The sequence below is a fragment of the Bacillus sp. FSL R5-0659 genome, assembly GCF_038008785.1.
GTDB lineage: Bacteria > Bacillota > Bacilli > Bacillales > Bacillaceae > Bacillus > Bacillus safensis.
Window position 1 is genome coordinate 1,766,548 of sequence record NZ_JBBOZU010000001.1, and the last position, 15,351, is coordinate 1,781,898.

Here is a 15,351-nt window from a genome sequence, read left to right on the forward strand (position 1 = left end):
GAAGGATATGGAGGGATAGAAATGGCTTATATCGTTGATTTTAAACATGTGTCTACAATTGGTTTAGAGTCTTCACCTGTAGCAGAAGCACTTGCTGGCTTAAGAGCGAATGAGGCTCGCTACTTTATGAACAAATATAAGCATGAATTTACAGTAATACCTGCCAGCGAAAGTCAGGAGACCCTTGATTACGTGAACCGAGTGTTAAAAGAAGAACGTGAACTAGAGTTTGCAGCCAAACCTTTAGAAACGGCAAGTTTTCAAGTGGAAAATATCAAATGGACCTACGTTTTTTATGAGGATGGTCTTGCAATTAACGTCCTGTATACAGTGGATGACCCGAAAAAACGCGCTGTTGGTTTTAAGCTTTCTGAAGGGATGGACGTACCAAAGGAATTAGAAGGAAAATTTAAATTTGCTAGGCAGAAGTCTAAACTAGCTGGAACGATTCGTGGGTCATTCTTTAAAATTAAAGGGGAATATTGAGTTGAGAAACACTTTCTTCACTCGAATTTGTGAATCTGATTGAACAAATAAAGTAAAATAATTTCCACCTTCTAAACAGAGCAGCATTCTCTATGCATTATTAGAGGATGTTATTCTGTTTATTGTACCAATTTCATCTTCTTATGATGAATTTCGCCGTTAAAGCAATTAGTCTGCTATTTCACTGTTTAACATCTATACTTTTTTCAGATCTATATTCAAAGAAAATGAGGTGAAGTATCCCTCATTAAAAAACACTCACCATAAAAGCTGTGAGTGCCTAGTTTTGCTTGTCTCTATCATACGATGACCCACTCAGGAAAAAAGATCCCCATTTTATCGGTATGAAGGCCAATAAACACAAAAACCTTGAAAGGCATATAGCCAGTCAAGGTATGATAACAATAACATTATATTTAGAAGTATCAACTACTTCACCTACTGATTTATCTGAGAGAATATCATATTTGTTTTATATTTCTTTCTAATACAATAAGGCTATTTTAAAGTAACTCCACTCCAACTTGTTTATAAAATTTAACTTTTAGCCTCTCTTCTTCGCCCACGTTCATTACCATAGCTTTGTCATCTTTTTTTATACTTGTTACATTATTAAAATCACCTGTAAATACTATAGAATCATTAAATGTAATACTTAGACTACTCGTTTGCTTATATACATCTAAAGTTAAAATCACCTTGAAATTTTGGTCATCTTTGTAAGTATAAATTAATTCTCCATCATCTATATTGCCTGTTATACTCACCGGCTCACTTTGAAAAAGTTCTAATAGATCATATTCATCATACTTGATAAACATTCGTATTCATCCTTTTATTAATTATTTTGGTATAACTGTGATAACATCGCCTGCTTCATTTATAATTACTTTGACATCCCGTGTTTCATGAACAAACGTTCCACTTCTATTACCAGGTATCTTTTTCGTATTCATTATAGCGTCTTCAATAACTGAAGGTGGAATATTTCTTGGATCAACATATTTTTTGATGAAATCACTAAATTCTTTTGTTTGTGGTTTAAATCCTAATTCTTCAGCTTTTTTAATTGCTCTACTTGTTAAAGTAGCTTTTACTTCAGGAGTATCAGGTGCCATTCTTTCCAAAGCATGGTGAGAATACATTCTTCCATTTATTTTCCCTCCGCCTTTTGACATATTCCAACCAATTTCACCCGTACCCTTAATCCCCATTTTACCATGAAAGCCTTTCACCCCGAACGGCAAAAGCATCCCCAGAGCCGCATTCATACTCGATTCCTGCTGTTCTTTCGAGACCTTATTTCCAAACATATCGCGGCCTGTGATTGCTTCGCTGAAGCCGTTTGTGGCGGTGAGGCCGTATAAGCCTTTTTGTGATGTTTTTAGGGCGTCAAAGGATTTTTGTGATGTCTTGTAGATGTCGACTGCTCTGACTGCAGCTGATGTGGCTTGAGTCGTTTTATAGACCGCCTTTCCGCCTTTAAAAATGCGGCCTGCCCAGCCGACGATTGGGATGTAGCCTGCTGCTGCCATGCCGCCTGCTGCGACTCGCTGGCCTGCGGTGAGTTCCTCGCCCGTGATTGGATCAACGCCTGTTGCGGCACGTTTTGCATCGTTCACACCTGTCAGTTCATTGACGATATTTCCACCGTAATCGAGCGCTTTTTCATACCAAGGACGGTTGGTGAGGGCTTCTTGTTCCTTTGCGATCTCGCGGGCTTCTTCTTGTTCTTTTTTGATTTTCAGATATTCAGAAGTTTGCTTTTCAATATCGCTTTTTGCCTTGTAGATGTCGCTATTTTGATACGCTTTCTTGTCAAAATTCATAGGCGAAATCGCTTTTCCGTCATTTGTCGCATTCATCATTTCAGCGTACAATGCCATTGTAGCTTGCTGCTCTGTTTCTGACAAAGCATATTCATCTTTTAAATTTTGATCAAGCTCTCTCAGATCTTTGACCGTCTTTTTTCGTTCATCTTCCGCATCTTCTATTTTTTCATCAAAGGTTTGGCTATCAAATACCTCTAGGGAAATGAGGTCATCAATGTCTTGAAAAATGGTTTTGAGTGCCTTTTTTTGATCCTTCACAATGCTTTTGGCATTCTTGATGCCCATATGTACTGCGTTGTCTAAAAAGTGTTCTTCTACAAAGGTATCGCCGCCAAAGCTCGTATCATCAAGTGTTCCAGAAACACCTTCATGAAAGGCTTTTTGCTTATCAATGAAATTGATAAACATGTCTACATTTCCGGCGAGCTCTTTGTAGAAGCTTTTAATGTTATCGGCACCTTTTCCAGTAAAATCATCACCGAGGTTGGCAACACCTTGTAATGCCTTTTTTAAATCTACCATTTGTTCGCGGAGTTCCTGATAGTGTTTTGCCCTTGTGTCCATGGCACTTGTTAGTGCTTTTGCATCAAGTATCTTCCCCAGCAGAATTCACTCCTTCCTATTCATTGACAAGGTCAATTTTACCAATACAAAGTTTGTCATTAAATAGGCATTAAGATACAAAAACAATACTGATTATGTAAATGAACATTGTTTCAATTGAAAAGCAAACTATAGAATTCATTAGCTCCACTTTTGTCATAACAATTATAATGTAGTTTTTAGAACAATCTTTTAAATAGAACATTTTTTTGAGCTACTCCATTATAAAAAAGAGTTATAGAGCATTTTATGGTAAGGAAGATGTCACTAGTCGAGGCAATCCCTACATGAATTAGGAATGCACTTAGAAAAAGCACACCCTCATCAGTGTACTTTTTACGATTTAGACTTAAGCAATTGAAGTTCTTGCTCCATGATATCTGCTGCTTCAGTTATAAATTGAATAATTAAGTCTAATTCTTCTGGTTTGTATTCATTTGTGAGTTCCTTCGTTGATGTTGATAAGGATCGAAAGAGTTCTTTCACCTGTGATTTCCCTGCCGTTAATGGAACGATGATAACTCTTCGTTTGTCCTTTGGGTCCTTTTCTCTTTTGGCGTAGCCCGCTTTTTCAAGGCGGTCAATAAGAGCTGTGACTGCACCTGAGCTAAGGCCTGTTTTTTCACTTAGTTCTCCTGCTGTAAGGGGGCCGAGTTCATTTAATAAATCAGCTGATTTGAGATCTGTTGGAAAAAGGCCGAGTGATTGGGCGGCCGCTTGGTGGAATAAAACGGTTCGTGTGGCGAGGCGCCTCATTGTATGGATGATCTGGGTTGCGCTGTCTTCAGCCTCGTTCTTTATTGACAACTTGTTCTCCTCCCTTTAAAATCAATTTATCTTGATCATCAAGATAAATGTTCTCTTACTTTATGGTTAAGTTGATCATAGCAAAAATAAGGAGAGAACGTAAGCAGGAGGTAAATGAAATGAATCATGTGGATAAAGGCAAGGCATCCACTCGCTTTGTTGTCATCGGTTTGCTGTTAGGGATTTTTATGGCAGCGATGGACAATACCATTGTTGCAACAGCGATGGGAAGTATCGTAGCAGATTTGGGCAGTTTTGATAAATTTGCTTGGGTGACGGCTTCTTATATGGTGGCAGTAATGGCGGGAATGCCTATTTACGGAAAGCTTTCTGATATGTATGGTCGAAAGCGTTTTTTTCTGTTTGGACTTATTTTCTTTTTAATTGGATCAGCGCTGTGCGGTATCGCACAAACGATGGATCAGCTCATTATTTACCGAGCCATTCAAGGGCTTGGAGGCGGTGCCCTTCTTCCAATCGCATTTACAATTATCTTTGACATCTTCCCGCCTGAAAAGCGTGGAAAAATGTCTGGTATGTTTGGAGCTGTCTTTGGTTTATCAAGTGTACTCGGACCGCTCTTAGGTGCTATTATTACGGATTCGATCGGCTGGCATTGGGTTTTCTATATTAATGTGCCGATTGGTATTGTCAGTGTCTTCTTGATCGCCAGATATTATCAGGAATCGCTTGAACATCGTAAGCAGAAAATCGACTGGTCAGGTGCTATTACGCTTGTCGTTGCGGTTGTCAGCTTAATGTTCGCCCTTGAGCTTGGCGGTAAATCTTATGCTTGGGATTCGGTGCAAATCCTCACACTTTTTGCTGTGTTTCTTGTGTTCGGTACGATCTTCTTTATTGTTGAGCGTAAAGCTGAGGAACCGATTATCTCATTTTGGATGTTTAAAAATCGATTATTTGCGACATCTCAAATTTTGGCGTTTTTATATGGTGGGACATTCATTATTCTTGCTGTCTTTATTCCTATTTTCGTGCAGGCGGTGTACGGTGAATCTGCGACAAGTGCAGGGTTTATTTTAACACCGATGATGATTGGATCAGTCATTGGCAGTATGATTGGCGGAACGATGCAGACGAAAGTGCCTTTCAGACGTCTTATGACCATCTCTGTCATTTCATTTTTCGCTGGGATGCTGCTGCTTGCCAATATGTCACCAGATACAGCAAGACTGTGGCTCACACTCTTTATGATGATATCAGGCTTTGGGGTAGGGTTCAGCTTCTCCCTTCTGCCGTCAGCTTCAATGAATGATCTTGAGCCGCGCTACCGAGGCAGTGCAAACTCGACCAATTCATTTATGAGATCACTTGGGATGACACTCGGTGTCACGATTTTCGGGACAATTCAAACCAATGTGCTGACAAATCGTTTAGCTGATGCCTTTAGTGGAATGAAAGGAGCCCCTTCTCAAATAGGCGATCCACAGGCTATTTTCCAAGAAGGTGCCCGCTCACAAATTCCGACTGATATTTTAAATAAAGTCATCGATGCAATGTCACAAAGTATTACGTATGTATTTTTGCTTGCTTTATTCCCGATTGCACTTGCGGCGATTACAGTCATATTTATGGGAAATGCACGAGTACGTACATCAAATGAAATGAAAGAAAACGAATAATGTAAAAAAGCAGAGCAATTGCAGCTCTGCTTTTTTTCTTATTGATATAGCGGATGGGCTTTGCCCTCACTGCCAACGATTCGTATTTTCGATTGGACCATGTCTTTTGCTGCTTGTTTTGCTTTTTGTAAATACATACGCGGATCTAAGCTTTCAGGTTCATTTGAGAAATGATCACGTATGGCCTCGGAGTATGCATTTTTCAATTCAGTTGAGACATTCACCTTTGCCATACCAAGTGCAACGCATCGCTTCACATCCTCATCCGGTACAGCAGAACCACCGTGGAGAACAAGTGGTACATCGACCAGGTCCGCAATTTGTTCAATGCGGGCAAAGTCAATATCCGGCACCCCTTTATAAATGCCATGGGCAGTACCAATCGCAGGTGCTAAAGTGGGCACCCCAGTTTCTTCTACAAATTGACGGCATTCTGATGGAACGGCTTTTTCAGCATCCTTTTCATCAACAACGATATCATCTTCGACACCGCCTACCTTGCCTAATTCTGCTTCGACATTTACACCCACTTTTAAGGCAAGATCCACGACTTCTTTTGAGCGACGAACATTTTCTTCATATGAATGCATAGATGCATCGATCATAACGGATGTATATCCCGCTCTGATACAGGTGAGAATCACATCAAAGTCTGTGCAATGATCGAGGTGAAGACCGATTGGGATTTGATATTGATCAGCCGCCGCCTTCACTGTATCTGCAATCGCTTTTGCGCCAAGAGATTGAACCGTTCCAACCGTTGTTTGCAATATCACAGGTGACTTTAATTCTGCAGCAGTTTCGAGCACCCAATAGATACTGTCAAAGGAGTGCACATTGAATGCCACAATTCCGTATTTTTCTTTTTTCGCAGCCTCAAGCATTGGTGTTGTTGAAAGTAAAGGCATGATCAAACATCCTCTCTAGTTAAAATATCCGTTTCTAATACAGCCAGCATGTCTTCATTTGTTCTTGTTTCCAGCAGTTTTTGACGTTTCGTTTCATCCATTAAGCCTCGTGAAAGGGCAGAAAGAGCCTTTAAATGAGTCGTCCCTGCTTCACTTTTAGGGATCAGTAAGGATAAGAAGAAAAAGCAAGGTTTCCCATCAAAAGCGTCCCATTCAATGCCTGTTTCCGTGCGGACGATCACAAGTGCTGGTTTCGTGATGGCTTCTGTTTGTGTATGCGGAATAGCAAATCCATCTTGAAATCCAGTTGTACTCAGTGCTTCTCTTTCCGCTAAGCCTTTTTTGACATCCTCTGGTGAGGTGCAAATACCTGCTTTGTAGGCAATGTCAGCAATGGCTGCGAACACGCCAGCCTGTGAAGAAGCTGTTTCGTGAAGATTCATATAGATATGTTCCATTATTTCTCTTCCTCCCTCTTAAACTGCGGGTTTGTCTATTTTTTTACGGTAAAGTCCGTATAGAATCGCACCTACAATTGATCCGATTAGTATGGAAAGCACCCATTGGAATGCACCTGTGACAACTGGAAGGACAAGGAATCCACCATGCGGAGCTGGAACCTGTACGCCAAACAAATATGTCAATATAGCAGAGATGGCGGAACCAAACATGATAATTGGCAGGACAACGACTGGGTTTTTTGCCGCAAATGGGATGGCTCCTTCTGTAATATGTGTCGCCCCCAGAATATAGTTGATTGCCCCAGCATTTCGTTCTTGTGGCGTGAAATGTTTTCGGAAAATGGTTGTAGCAATCGCAATGATAAGTGGTGGTGTGATACATGCTGCAGACACACCTGCCATAAAGTAAAGGTTGCCTTGTGCAAGTAAAGCCGTTCCTGTAACATAGGCTGCTTTGTTAAATGGTCCGCCCATATCAAATCCACACATTGCTCCCACAATTAAGCCTAAAAGCAGCGGATTTGTGGATTGTACAGATGAGAGAAAATCCATTAAGGAATTATTTAACCCTGTGATGGGAACCAATAGCGGGGTCATGACAGCCCCAATTAAGAAAATACCGATGACAGGATAGATGAAGATCGATTTTAATCCATCAAGCGATGCTGGTAATTTTTGAAGCAAGAATTGAAGCAATAAAATGATATATCCTGCTGCAAAACCTGCGATTATACCGCCTAAGAAGCCAGCACCTCCATCATTTGCAAGGAGCCCTCCTATAAAGCCGACGACCATCCCTGGGCGTCTTGCAATTGAATCAGCGATAAATGCTGCTAAAATTGGTACCATTAAGCTAAAGCCAAGTCCGCCAATGCTTTTCAAATAGGCAGCAAACGGATGATATGTTTCGTGCTGAGGATCAGCAGAGTAGATTCCGAATAGGAAGGAAATAGCTATTAAGACCCCGCCTCCAACGACAAATGGCAGCATGTGCGATACACCGTTCATTAAGTGCTTATAAATAGTGTGTATCCATTTATTTGCCGACTTTTGTTGAGAGGATGAAGGAGCAGATGGTTTCTCTGTTCCAGAAGCTCTTCCTTTCACTTGATGAACGGGAGCATCTCCATTGATAATGCTCTGAATCAGCTCAGTCGGCGTGCGAATGCCTTTGGCTACAGGCACTTCAATCAGTGGCTTGCCGTGAAAACGGTCTGTATGCACATCTTTGTCGGCTGCCACAATGACTCCATCTGCTTCCATAATGTCTTGATCAGTTAAAGCGTTTTCAATTCCTACTTGACCATGCGTTTCGACTTTGATGTCGACCCCTAGTTGCTCAGCAGCGATTTTTAATGCTTCAGCTGCCATAAATGTGTGTGCAATGCCTGTTGGACAGCCGGTTGCAGCGACAATTTTTTTACGGCTCATGTGTATTCCCCCTTATATTTTCTGTATGTGTACTTGCTCAATCAATGAATCAATGTCATGTAAATCACTTAAGCCTTTCGAAAATGCGGTAGAGGCTCCTGTTGCAATGCCGTATCGTAAGCATTCTTCAGGTGAATGTCCTTCAAGCTGTTTACTAAGAAAAGCTGCAAGCATCGCATCTCCAGAGCAAGCTGTGTTTACTACAATGCCTGTCGGTGCGTTTCCTTTTAAGACGGCGTTTTTCGTAATGAACAAAGCCCCTTCTCCCCCGCGGGAAATAAGCACTTGCTCTGCACCCATCTCAATAAGCTTTTCTCCTGATTGAATGAGTTCTTTTTCTGACAGAGGATGTGTTTTGCCGAAAAAAGCAGCAATTTCTTCTTCATTTGGTTTTAATAAATACGGCTTGTATTGAAGCGTCTCAAGAACCGCTGCAGAGCTTGTGTCTAAAATGAACTTGACCTTCTGTTGATGGCAAATAGCTGCTACTTCTGAAAAAATGCTGGCAGGAACGCCCTTTGGCAAACTGCCTGACATGATGAGGATGCCCCCCTGCGGGATAGCTGCAATTTTCTCACGAAAGGCGTGAAGCGCTCTTTCTTCAATCGCAGGGCCCTGGTTCACGAGCTTGTATTCTTCTGTCGTATTGATAAAAACATTAATGCGTGTAATTCCCTCAACCGAGATAAAATCGGTCTGAATAGAGAGATCCTTTAAGGATTGTTCAATATAAGAGCCTGAAAACCCAGCGATAAACCCTAATGCAGTGCTGGTGAAGCCATATTTCTTTAGCATAATCGACACGTTCACGCCTTTTCCATTCGGCTGATAATCTTCATCTTCCGTACGGTTGACTGCATTTGCCCGCATTTCTTTTAATGCAATATATAGGTCAATAGCAGGATTTAAGGTGCAGGTATAAATCAATTGGTTTCACCTTCTTTCTTTTCTCTAAAGAAAGTATCTCATACGATTCAGTGAAAATGTTTTCAGAATGTGTAAAGGTTTTCATGAGAAAAAGCCTTCCAGATCAAAGTCTCGAAGGCTTTCTTATTGGTTATTTCATTCGGATCACATAGGCATCGAGTAAAATGCGGGCAATGACATGGAGAGACAGGCGGGATCTGACTTCATAATCTGGAAAGAAAGATTGTTCCCCTTTATATCCGACTAGTGTCATATCTGATATTTTGCTTAATGTAGAATCTATTCTTGTCGTGACCGTAATGGTTGTGACTTGCTTCATGCTGAGGTTTTGACACGCTTCAACAAGCTCAGCTGTTTCGCCATTTAATGAAACAAAGATGGCAAGCTCACTTTTTTCAATGTCTCGTGATTTCAGCCGAATGATATTCGGATCGTCGTGTACTTCACATGTTTTCCCAATGAGCTGTAATTTGATGGTCATCTCTTTGGCGATCATTTCTGAGAAGCCTCTGCCGAAAATATAAATTTTGTCTGCATTATGTATTTTTTGAACGGCATCTTCAATTTGTCCAATACTTTGCAGCTGGATCGTCTTTAAAACCTCTTCTTCATTTTTCCGAATCGCTAGTTTGATGTCTTCATCAATATTCTTGAGCTGGTCGCTTGCATCTGTCATTTTCTTTTCTTGTTTCAATCGATATTTAAAGGATGTATAGCCATTATAACCAATTTTTTTCATCAGTCTGACAATTGTGGCTGTCGATACATTGGCTCTTTCGCTTAAAGTGACAATGGATAAGGTGGAGATATCCTCTAAATGCTGGTGAATATAATTGAGTAAATAACGCTCTGTTTCACTTAACGTTTGATATACATCGCTTGGGATGTTAAATAATGATTCGTTCAATTCGATTCCCCCTTACTCATTTCATACTATAATTAAATGCCCAATAAAAACAAGATGATTCTTTTGTCATGTATTTAGGTGAAAGGCGAAAATGAGTGAAATTTTATTTTTGACATAAACTAAGGAAAAGTTGTGTCTATGTGAAAGGAGCTGATCCGTATGCTTCATCTTTTGTTTTATCTGATCCTTCTCTATGTCGTTTATGTCTTTTTGACCGCATTTGTTTTGTTTTATTTACCGATTCAAAAAACATGCAAAGAACATTGTATCTATAAAGCCTCTTCCATCTCAGGAGACGATCAGGGCACAAATCAAGTGATGCTTCTTGACGATGGATTTGAGTCTGGCCAGGCCAGAATTCAAATGATTCGTGAGGCAAAGAGGATGATCCGTCTTAGTTATTACTCCATTCAAAAGGGAAAAACAGCCGAATGGGTACTAGGTGCTTTGATTGAAGCAGCTGATCGAGGGGTGAAAGTTCAGCTGCTTTTAGACGGCATCTGCCACAGTTTGCGTGGACCGCTGAAGCATTTAAGGTATGCCGTGGCAAATCACCCGAACATGGCCATTCGTTTTTATGAGCCCTTTCGGTTATTTAAGCCATGGACGTGGCATAACCGCCTTCATGATAAGCTGCTGCTGGCAGATGGCCGAGTAGCTGTCATGGGCGGAAGAAATATCGGTGATAAATACTTTGCAGATCAGCCGCCGAAAGACTTTGCATTTGACCGCGATGTGCTGCTTTATAACGACAAAAAAGGAAAAGTATTAGATGAAATGGAGCAATATTTCGTTTATTTATGGAATCATAACTTTACGAAAAAAACAAAAGCCGTGTTCTCCAAGCAAAAAGCAAAAAAAGGCTTAAAACTAAGAAAGAAACTGCTTAGATCCTATCAGGAGGCAGTGCGTACGAAAGAACCTTTTGTGATGTCTTCTTTTAATTGGGCAGCAGATACCACCTCAGTAAAACAGATTGCATTCTTTACAAATCCAGTGGAGCGCTTCAATAAGCGTCCTCTTGTACTGAAAAAATTAAACGATCTTGCTCACCGGGCTAAGCGTTCTGTGCTCATACAGACGCCTTATATTATCCCGACACGACCCATGAAGGACGGCCTCACTCCATTAGCTAGCGAGATTCAAACAACAGTTGTCACGAATTCTCTGACAGCGACACCAAATCCTTTAGCTTTTGCAGGCTACTTAAGCACGAAAAAGGAACTGATGAAAACAGGCGTTCATTTGTACGAATATGAAGGTCCGTATTCCATTCATGCGAAATCGATGGTCATTGATGATTATTTAAGTATTATTGGGACATATAATTTAGATGCGAGGTCTAGTTTTTTAAATACAGAGTCGATTTTGGTCATTGATAGTGCCCCGTTTGCGCTATCACTTACTCAGGCAATCGAACGTAAAATCGCCTATAGTATTCTCGTCGCGAAGGACAAAGCAGCCTATAAAGCGGACGCCTATGGGCAGAAAAAAAAGCCTTTGATGAAAAGGCTCCTTTTAAATGGTTTATCCACGATAACCGTTTTATGGCGGCGGTTGATCTAAAGGGCAGCTACTCTTGTGGCAGCCCTTTTTCTTCTGATTGCTCTTCTTCTACTGCCTCCAATTTGGTCAATTTAAACACCAAGATCCCTGCAACAATCACAATGACACCTAATAGTTTTGCGGGCGAAAATTCCACTTTCTCTAACCCAAGCCAGCCAAGCGAATCGAACAAAAGCGCGCAGCCAAGCTGTGAAATCAGGACAATTGAGATTCCATAAGTCGGACCAAGACGTTTGATTGCTTGAACGAGGCAGATGACCACACCTACTCCAATGGCTCCGCTAATCCAGTACCACGCTTCCATATGTCTTAATTGAAACATGCCGGTTCCTTCTAGCAAAAGACCCATCAAAAGTGAAGCAATAAAGCCCATACCTAGAACGAGAGTGGTTGTTGACCAAGAGCCTGTCTGCTCATTGACCTTACTGTTAAAAATGGTTTGTAAGCTGACGAGTGCGCCAGCCGCGATGGCTAATCCTATTCCTATGATCATGTCTGAATCCCTTCATTTCTTCTATTCATAAATGTTGTGCTCTGCTATTTCTAAGAGCCCTTTCCGGTCAAGAATCGTAATCTCGCCTCTTTGCCTCTCTATCAGCCCTTTTTCACAAAATTGCTGAATCACCCGGTTAATATGCCTGTAGCTTGTACCAATTAAGCTCGCCGCATCGGTAAGACGAAGTGCGCTCGCGCTGTTATCACCTGTTAACACAGACAATAAGTAGCTTGCGAGCCTGACCTCTACAGGATATAAAAGGTGGAAGCTCAAATCGTTTGATTTCGTATAAAATTTGTTTGTAATACCTTTTAATAAAAAGGCTAATATGCGGGGGTCATCCTTCGCATGACGCATGAGCGCTTGATGAGAAATCCTTAGCATATGTACTTCTGTGACAGCCTCCACTGTATTGACCATATCTGTCTGCTGAACGTATTCAATATCTCCAATCGCTTCAAGAGGATGTTTAAAACAAAGAATAAAGGTCTTCCCTTCCTTTGTGGTGGTGAAAATCTTTAATTTCCCTTTTACTAACAAGTACAAGTGCTCCCTCTGATCTCCCTTTGAACAAATCAGCTCACCTTGCTCATAGCGCCATAAGCTGACATGTGATATGAGTTTCTGATGAAAGACGTTTTCTAATTGATGTGCCTTGAGATAAGAGGAAAATAGACATTCATCATGAAGCTCTTCCATCTGACGCCCTCCTTTATAGCTTTAAAATGATTACACCCGCGATCATCAATAGAATTCCTGCATAATGCGGCCATTTCATTTTCTTCTTCTGTACACCAAACCATCCTTTTGCATCGATTGCAAAGGTAAATGCCAGCTGTGCAATGAGTAAAGCAGCGATCGTCAGTGTGACACCGATCATTTGAATCGCAGTGACTTCATTAAAAATAATAATGGCTGCAAATGCGCCTCCTACTAAATAAAGCGGCTGCACCTTTCGATATTCTCGAACGTGTCCGTCACGTACGATCAGTAAAATGATAAGTGCGATAACAAAACCTGTCAGCTGCGTGATGGTTGCCGCCTGCCATGTCCCGATATCCTGGCTGATTCTTGCGTTTGCTACGCCTTGCAGTGTAATACAAGCGCCTCCTAATAAAGCGAAAATAACACCTTTCATTCGTTCAAATGCTCCTTCTTTTTTCAGTCTAGTTCCATTAAATGATAGATGCCCTGATGTTGAAAAGGACATATGTCCCACTTTGCGTATTATATCAGAAACTTTTTCTTTTACAGTTTCATCGTTTTAGATTTTTCACAGTGGGTACAGTTTTATATCACCTGAAAACAGAATATTGAATGGAATCACATATAAAAAGGAGACATGTCAGAATGAGAAATCAAGAGAAACATTTTATTAACGGAGAATGGATCGCATCAACAGGAAACGAAACGACGGAAGTCATCAATCCTGCTACAGAGGAAGTCATTGGCACCATTAGTTTAGGTACAAAAGAAGATTTAGATAAGGCAGTCAAAGCTGCTCGTGCGGCCTTCCCTTCTTTCTCAAAAACATCTCGAAATGAACGCGTAAAGATGCTTGAAAACATTGTGCGCGGCTACGAAAAACGTAAGGATGAACTGATAGAAGTCATGACACAAGAGCTCGGTGCACCGCTGAAAGTATCAGAAGAGGTTCATTACAAAATGGGACATGAACATTTTTCTAAAGCAGCGGAAGCACTTAAATCTTATACATTTACTGAGGACCGCGGCGGGCATACCATTATAAAAGAAGCGATTGGTGTCAGCGGATTGATTACACCTTGGAATTTCCCAACGAATCAAACATCACTTAAAATCGCAGGTGCCATTGCAGCAGGTTCACCAGTTGTCTTAAAGCCTGCGGAAATTACACCTTTTGCCGCAATGATTCTTGCAGACATCATTGATGAAGCAGGCGTACCAAAAGGAGTCTTCAACCTAGTTAACGGAACTGGTGACGTCATTGGTGACGGCATTAGCTCACACCCTGATATTGACTTTGTTTCATTTACTGGATCAGGTGCTGTCGGCTCTAAAATAATGGAGAACGCTGCAGACAATATTAAGAAAGTGGCTCTTGAGCTCGGCGGGAAATCCCCTCTTATCGTCTTAGATGATGCAGATGTGGATGAGGCAGCCGAAACAGCCGTTCATCATATTGCGATGAATACAGGCCAAGTATGTTCCGCAGCCACACGTGTACTGATTCCAGAGTCAATGAAAGACGCATTTGAAAAAGCGCTGCTGAATGCCCTGCCGAAGTTTACAGTTGGTGATCCGCGAGAAGATCACGCCACTGGCCCGCTTGTCTCCAAAAAGCAATGGGATACCGTGCAGTCTTATATTGAAAAAGGTATTGAAGAAGGTGCTAATCTGCTTGCTGGGGGAACTGGGAAGCCGGACGGACTAGACAAAGGATATTTCGCCAAGCATACTATTTTCACAAATGTGAAAAATGATATGACCATTGCGCAAGAGGAAATATTCGGACCCGTCATGAGTGTGATCACATATCAAGACCTGGATCATGCCCTTGAGATTGCCAATGATACAGTGTACGGTCTTGCTGGCTATGTGGTTGGAAAAGATGAAAAAACATTAAAATATGTAGCTGAACATATTCGTGCTGGTCAAATTACTATTAACAATGCCGAAACAGATTACTTTGCCCCGTTTGGCGGCTTTAAGCAATCTGGTATCGGAAGAGAATGGGGAGACTTCGGAATCGAGGAATATTTAGAAGTGAAAGCTGTGATGGGACTTCCAACAGCATAATTTGAGAAAGGAGAAAAACCTTAGGGTTTTTCTCCTTTTTCATGATAGAAAGAATCTGCCCCTGCTCCCCTACTTATCCATTATGATGTGATATTTTTTGACCGTTGCTTTAGGAGGAGACGATTCTTGTAATTCATCAAACCAAACCTCAATCGTTTGACCCTGTGACAGCTTTTTAGAATCTACTTTCGTTAAATCCATAACGATGAGATCATTTTTATACTTTTCAATAAGAAGATGAGTTTTCAATGAATCATCGCTTTTTAGAGGCGTTCTATTATTTATAAGAAGTAAATTTGTTTCCCCTTTACTTAGCAGTACGCCTTTTTTTGAAAAAGATGTTGTTGTTTTATTCTTATTGTATGAATCCTTTATATTGCCCTTTGGAGAATTGCACGCTGCTAATAAAATGAGAACAATCAAGAAGACAAGCCGAAAATATTTTATGTTTTTAAATTTTAGCTGCATCAATTTTCATACACCCCTTTTCAATTCCTTACGATTAACTT

At 40.9% G+C, this 15,351-nt stretch carries 16 protein-coding genes; 4 read left to right on the plus strand and 12 right to left on the minus strand.

What is annotated here, in order from left to right; translation table 11 throughout:
• Positions 1-21: 21 nt before the first annotated feature.
• Entirely contained in the window at positions 22-486 is a 465-nt protein-coding gene (locus tag NSQ72_RS08920; RefSeq protein WP_341083847.1) for a phage tail protein, read from the plus strand.
• A 503-nt stretch (positions 487-989) separates the two neighbouring features.
• Here the strand turns inward: NSQ72_RS08920 and NSQ72_RS08925 are convergent.
• From NSQ72_RS08925 to NSQ72_RS08935, 3 genes are all read right to left on the minus strand, one after another.
• Positions 990-1,307, minus strand: a complete 318-nt coding sequence (locus NSQ72_RS08925; RefSeq protein WP_039179063.1) for a hypothetical protein — start codon at positions 1,305-1,307, stop codon at positions 990-992.
• A gap of 21 nt (positions 1,308-1,328) precedes the next feature.
• Positions 1,329-2,882 (minus strand): ribonuclease YeeF family protein, encoded by a 1,554-nt coding sequence (locus NSQ72_RS08930; protein ID WP_445285742.1) that lies wholly within the window; start codon positions 2,880-2,882, stop codon positions 1,329-1,331.
• A gap of 375 nt (positions 2,883-3,257) precedes the next feature.
• Positions 3,258-3,677, minus strand: a complete 420-nt coding sequence (locus tag NSQ72_RS08935) for a MarR family winged helix-turn-helix transcriptional regulator (RefSeq protein WP_044335851.1) — start codon at positions 3,675-3,677, stop codon at positions 3,258-3,260.
• Between the two features lie 170 nt (positions 3,678-3,847).
• Between NSQ72_RS08935 and NSQ72_RS08940 the strand changes: the two genes are divergently transcribed.
• Positions 3,848-5,368, plus strand: coding sequence for an MDR family MFS transporter (locus NSQ72_RS08940; protein WP_059377354.1), 1,521 nt, complete (start codon positions 3,848-3,850; stop codon positions 5,366-5,368).
• A 38-nt stretch (positions 5,369-5,406) separates the two neighbouring features.
• Here the strand turns inward: NSQ72_RS08940 and NSQ72_RS08945 are convergent, their stop codons facing one another.
• The 5 genes from NSQ72_RS08945 to NSQ72_RS08965 form a co-directional block, all read right to left on the minus strand.
• On the minus strand, positions 5,407-6,276 hold the full coding sequence (locus NSQ72_RS08945) for a class II fructose-bisphosphate aldolase (RefSeq protein ID WP_099663324.1): 870 nt from the start codon (positions 6,274-6,276) through the stop codon (positions 5,407-5,409).
• Positions 6,277-6,278: 2 nt separating this feature from the next.
• The gene (locus NSQ72_RS08950) at positions 6,279-6,737 is read right to left on the minus strand and encodes a PTS sugar transporter subunit IIA (RefSeq protein ID WP_024427781.1); all 459 of its coding nucleotides are present in this window, start codon (positions 6,735-6,737) and stop codon (positions 6,279-6,281) included.
• 15 nt (positions 6,738-6,752) lie between these two features.
• Positions 6,753-8,168, minus strand: a complete 1,416-nt coding sequence (locus tag NSQ72_RS08955) for a PTS fructose transporter subunit IIC (RefSeq protein ID WP_039179080.1) — start codon at positions 8,166-8,168, stop codon at positions 6,753-6,755.
• Positions 8,169-8,180: 12 nt separating this feature from the next.
• Entirely contained in the window at positions 8,181-9,095 is a 915-nt protein-coding gene (gene pfkB / locus NSQ72_RS08960; protein ID WP_058838630.1) for a 1-phosphofructokinase, read from the minus strand.
• 130 nt (positions 9,096-9,225) lie between these two features.
• Positions 9,226-10,002 carry a MurR/RpiR family transcriptional regulator gene (locus NSQ72_RS08965; protein WP_024425669.1) on the minus strand — a complete coding sequence of 259 codons (777 nt, stop codon included), beginning with the start codon at positions 10,000-10,002 and terminating at the stop codon, positions 9,226-9,228.
• A 159-nt stretch (positions 10,003-10,161) separates the two neighbouring features.
• Between NSQ72_RS08965 and NSQ72_RS08970 the strand changes: the two genes are divergently transcribed.
• Positions 10,162-11,568, plus strand: a complete 1,407-nt coding sequence (locus NSQ72_RS08970) for a phospholipase D-like domain-containing protein (protein ID WP_341083849.1) — start codon at positions 10,162-10,164, stop codon at positions 11,566-11,568.
• Positions 11,569-11,575: 7 nt separating this feature from the next.
• Here NSQ72_RS08970 and NSQ72_RS08975 read toward each other — a convergent pair whose 3' ends face one another.
• Genes NSQ72_RS08975 through NSQ72_RS08985 form a run of 3 tightly spaced genes read right to left on the minus strand, consistent with a single transcriptional unit; the run spans position 11,576 to position 13,202 of the window.
• Positions 11,576-12,061, minus strand: a complete 486-nt coding sequence (locus NSQ72_RS08975; protein WP_144464616.1) for a DMT family transporter — start codon at positions 12,059-12,061, stop codon at positions 11,576-11,578.
• 21 nt (positions 12,062-12,082) lie between these two features.
• On the minus strand, positions 12,083-12,763 hold the full coding sequence (locus NSQ72_RS08980; RefSeq protein ID WP_341083851.1) for a Crp/Fnr family transcriptional regulator: 681 nt from the start codon (positions 12,761-12,763) through the stop codon (positions 12,083-12,085).
• Positions 12,764-12,776: 13 nt separating this feature from the next.
• Positions 12,777-13,202 (minus strand): DMT family transporter, encoded by a 426-nt coding sequence (locus tag NSQ72_RS08985; RefSeq protein WP_039183136.1) that lies wholly within the window; start codon positions 13,200-13,202, stop codon positions 12,777-12,779.
• A gap of 212 nt (positions 13,203-13,414) precedes the next feature.
• On the opposite strand from NSQ72_RS08985, the gene NSQ72_RS08990 reads away from it, so the two are divergent.
• Entirely contained in the window at positions 13,415-14,842 is a 1,428-nt protein-coding gene (locus tag NSQ72_RS08990) for an aldehyde dehydrogenase family protein (protein ID WP_041085402.1), read from the plus strand.
• Positions 14,843-14,911: 69 nt separating this feature from the next.
• Here NSQ72_RS08990 and NSQ72_RS08995 read toward each other — a convergent pair whose 3' ends face one another.
• Positions 14,912-15,310 (minus strand): DUF3221 domain-containing protein, encoded by a 399-nt coding sequence (locus NSQ72_RS08995; protein WP_341085018.1) that lies wholly within the window; start codon positions 15,308-15,310, stop codon positions 14,912-14,914.
• Positions 15,311-15,351: the final 41 nt, after the last annotated feature.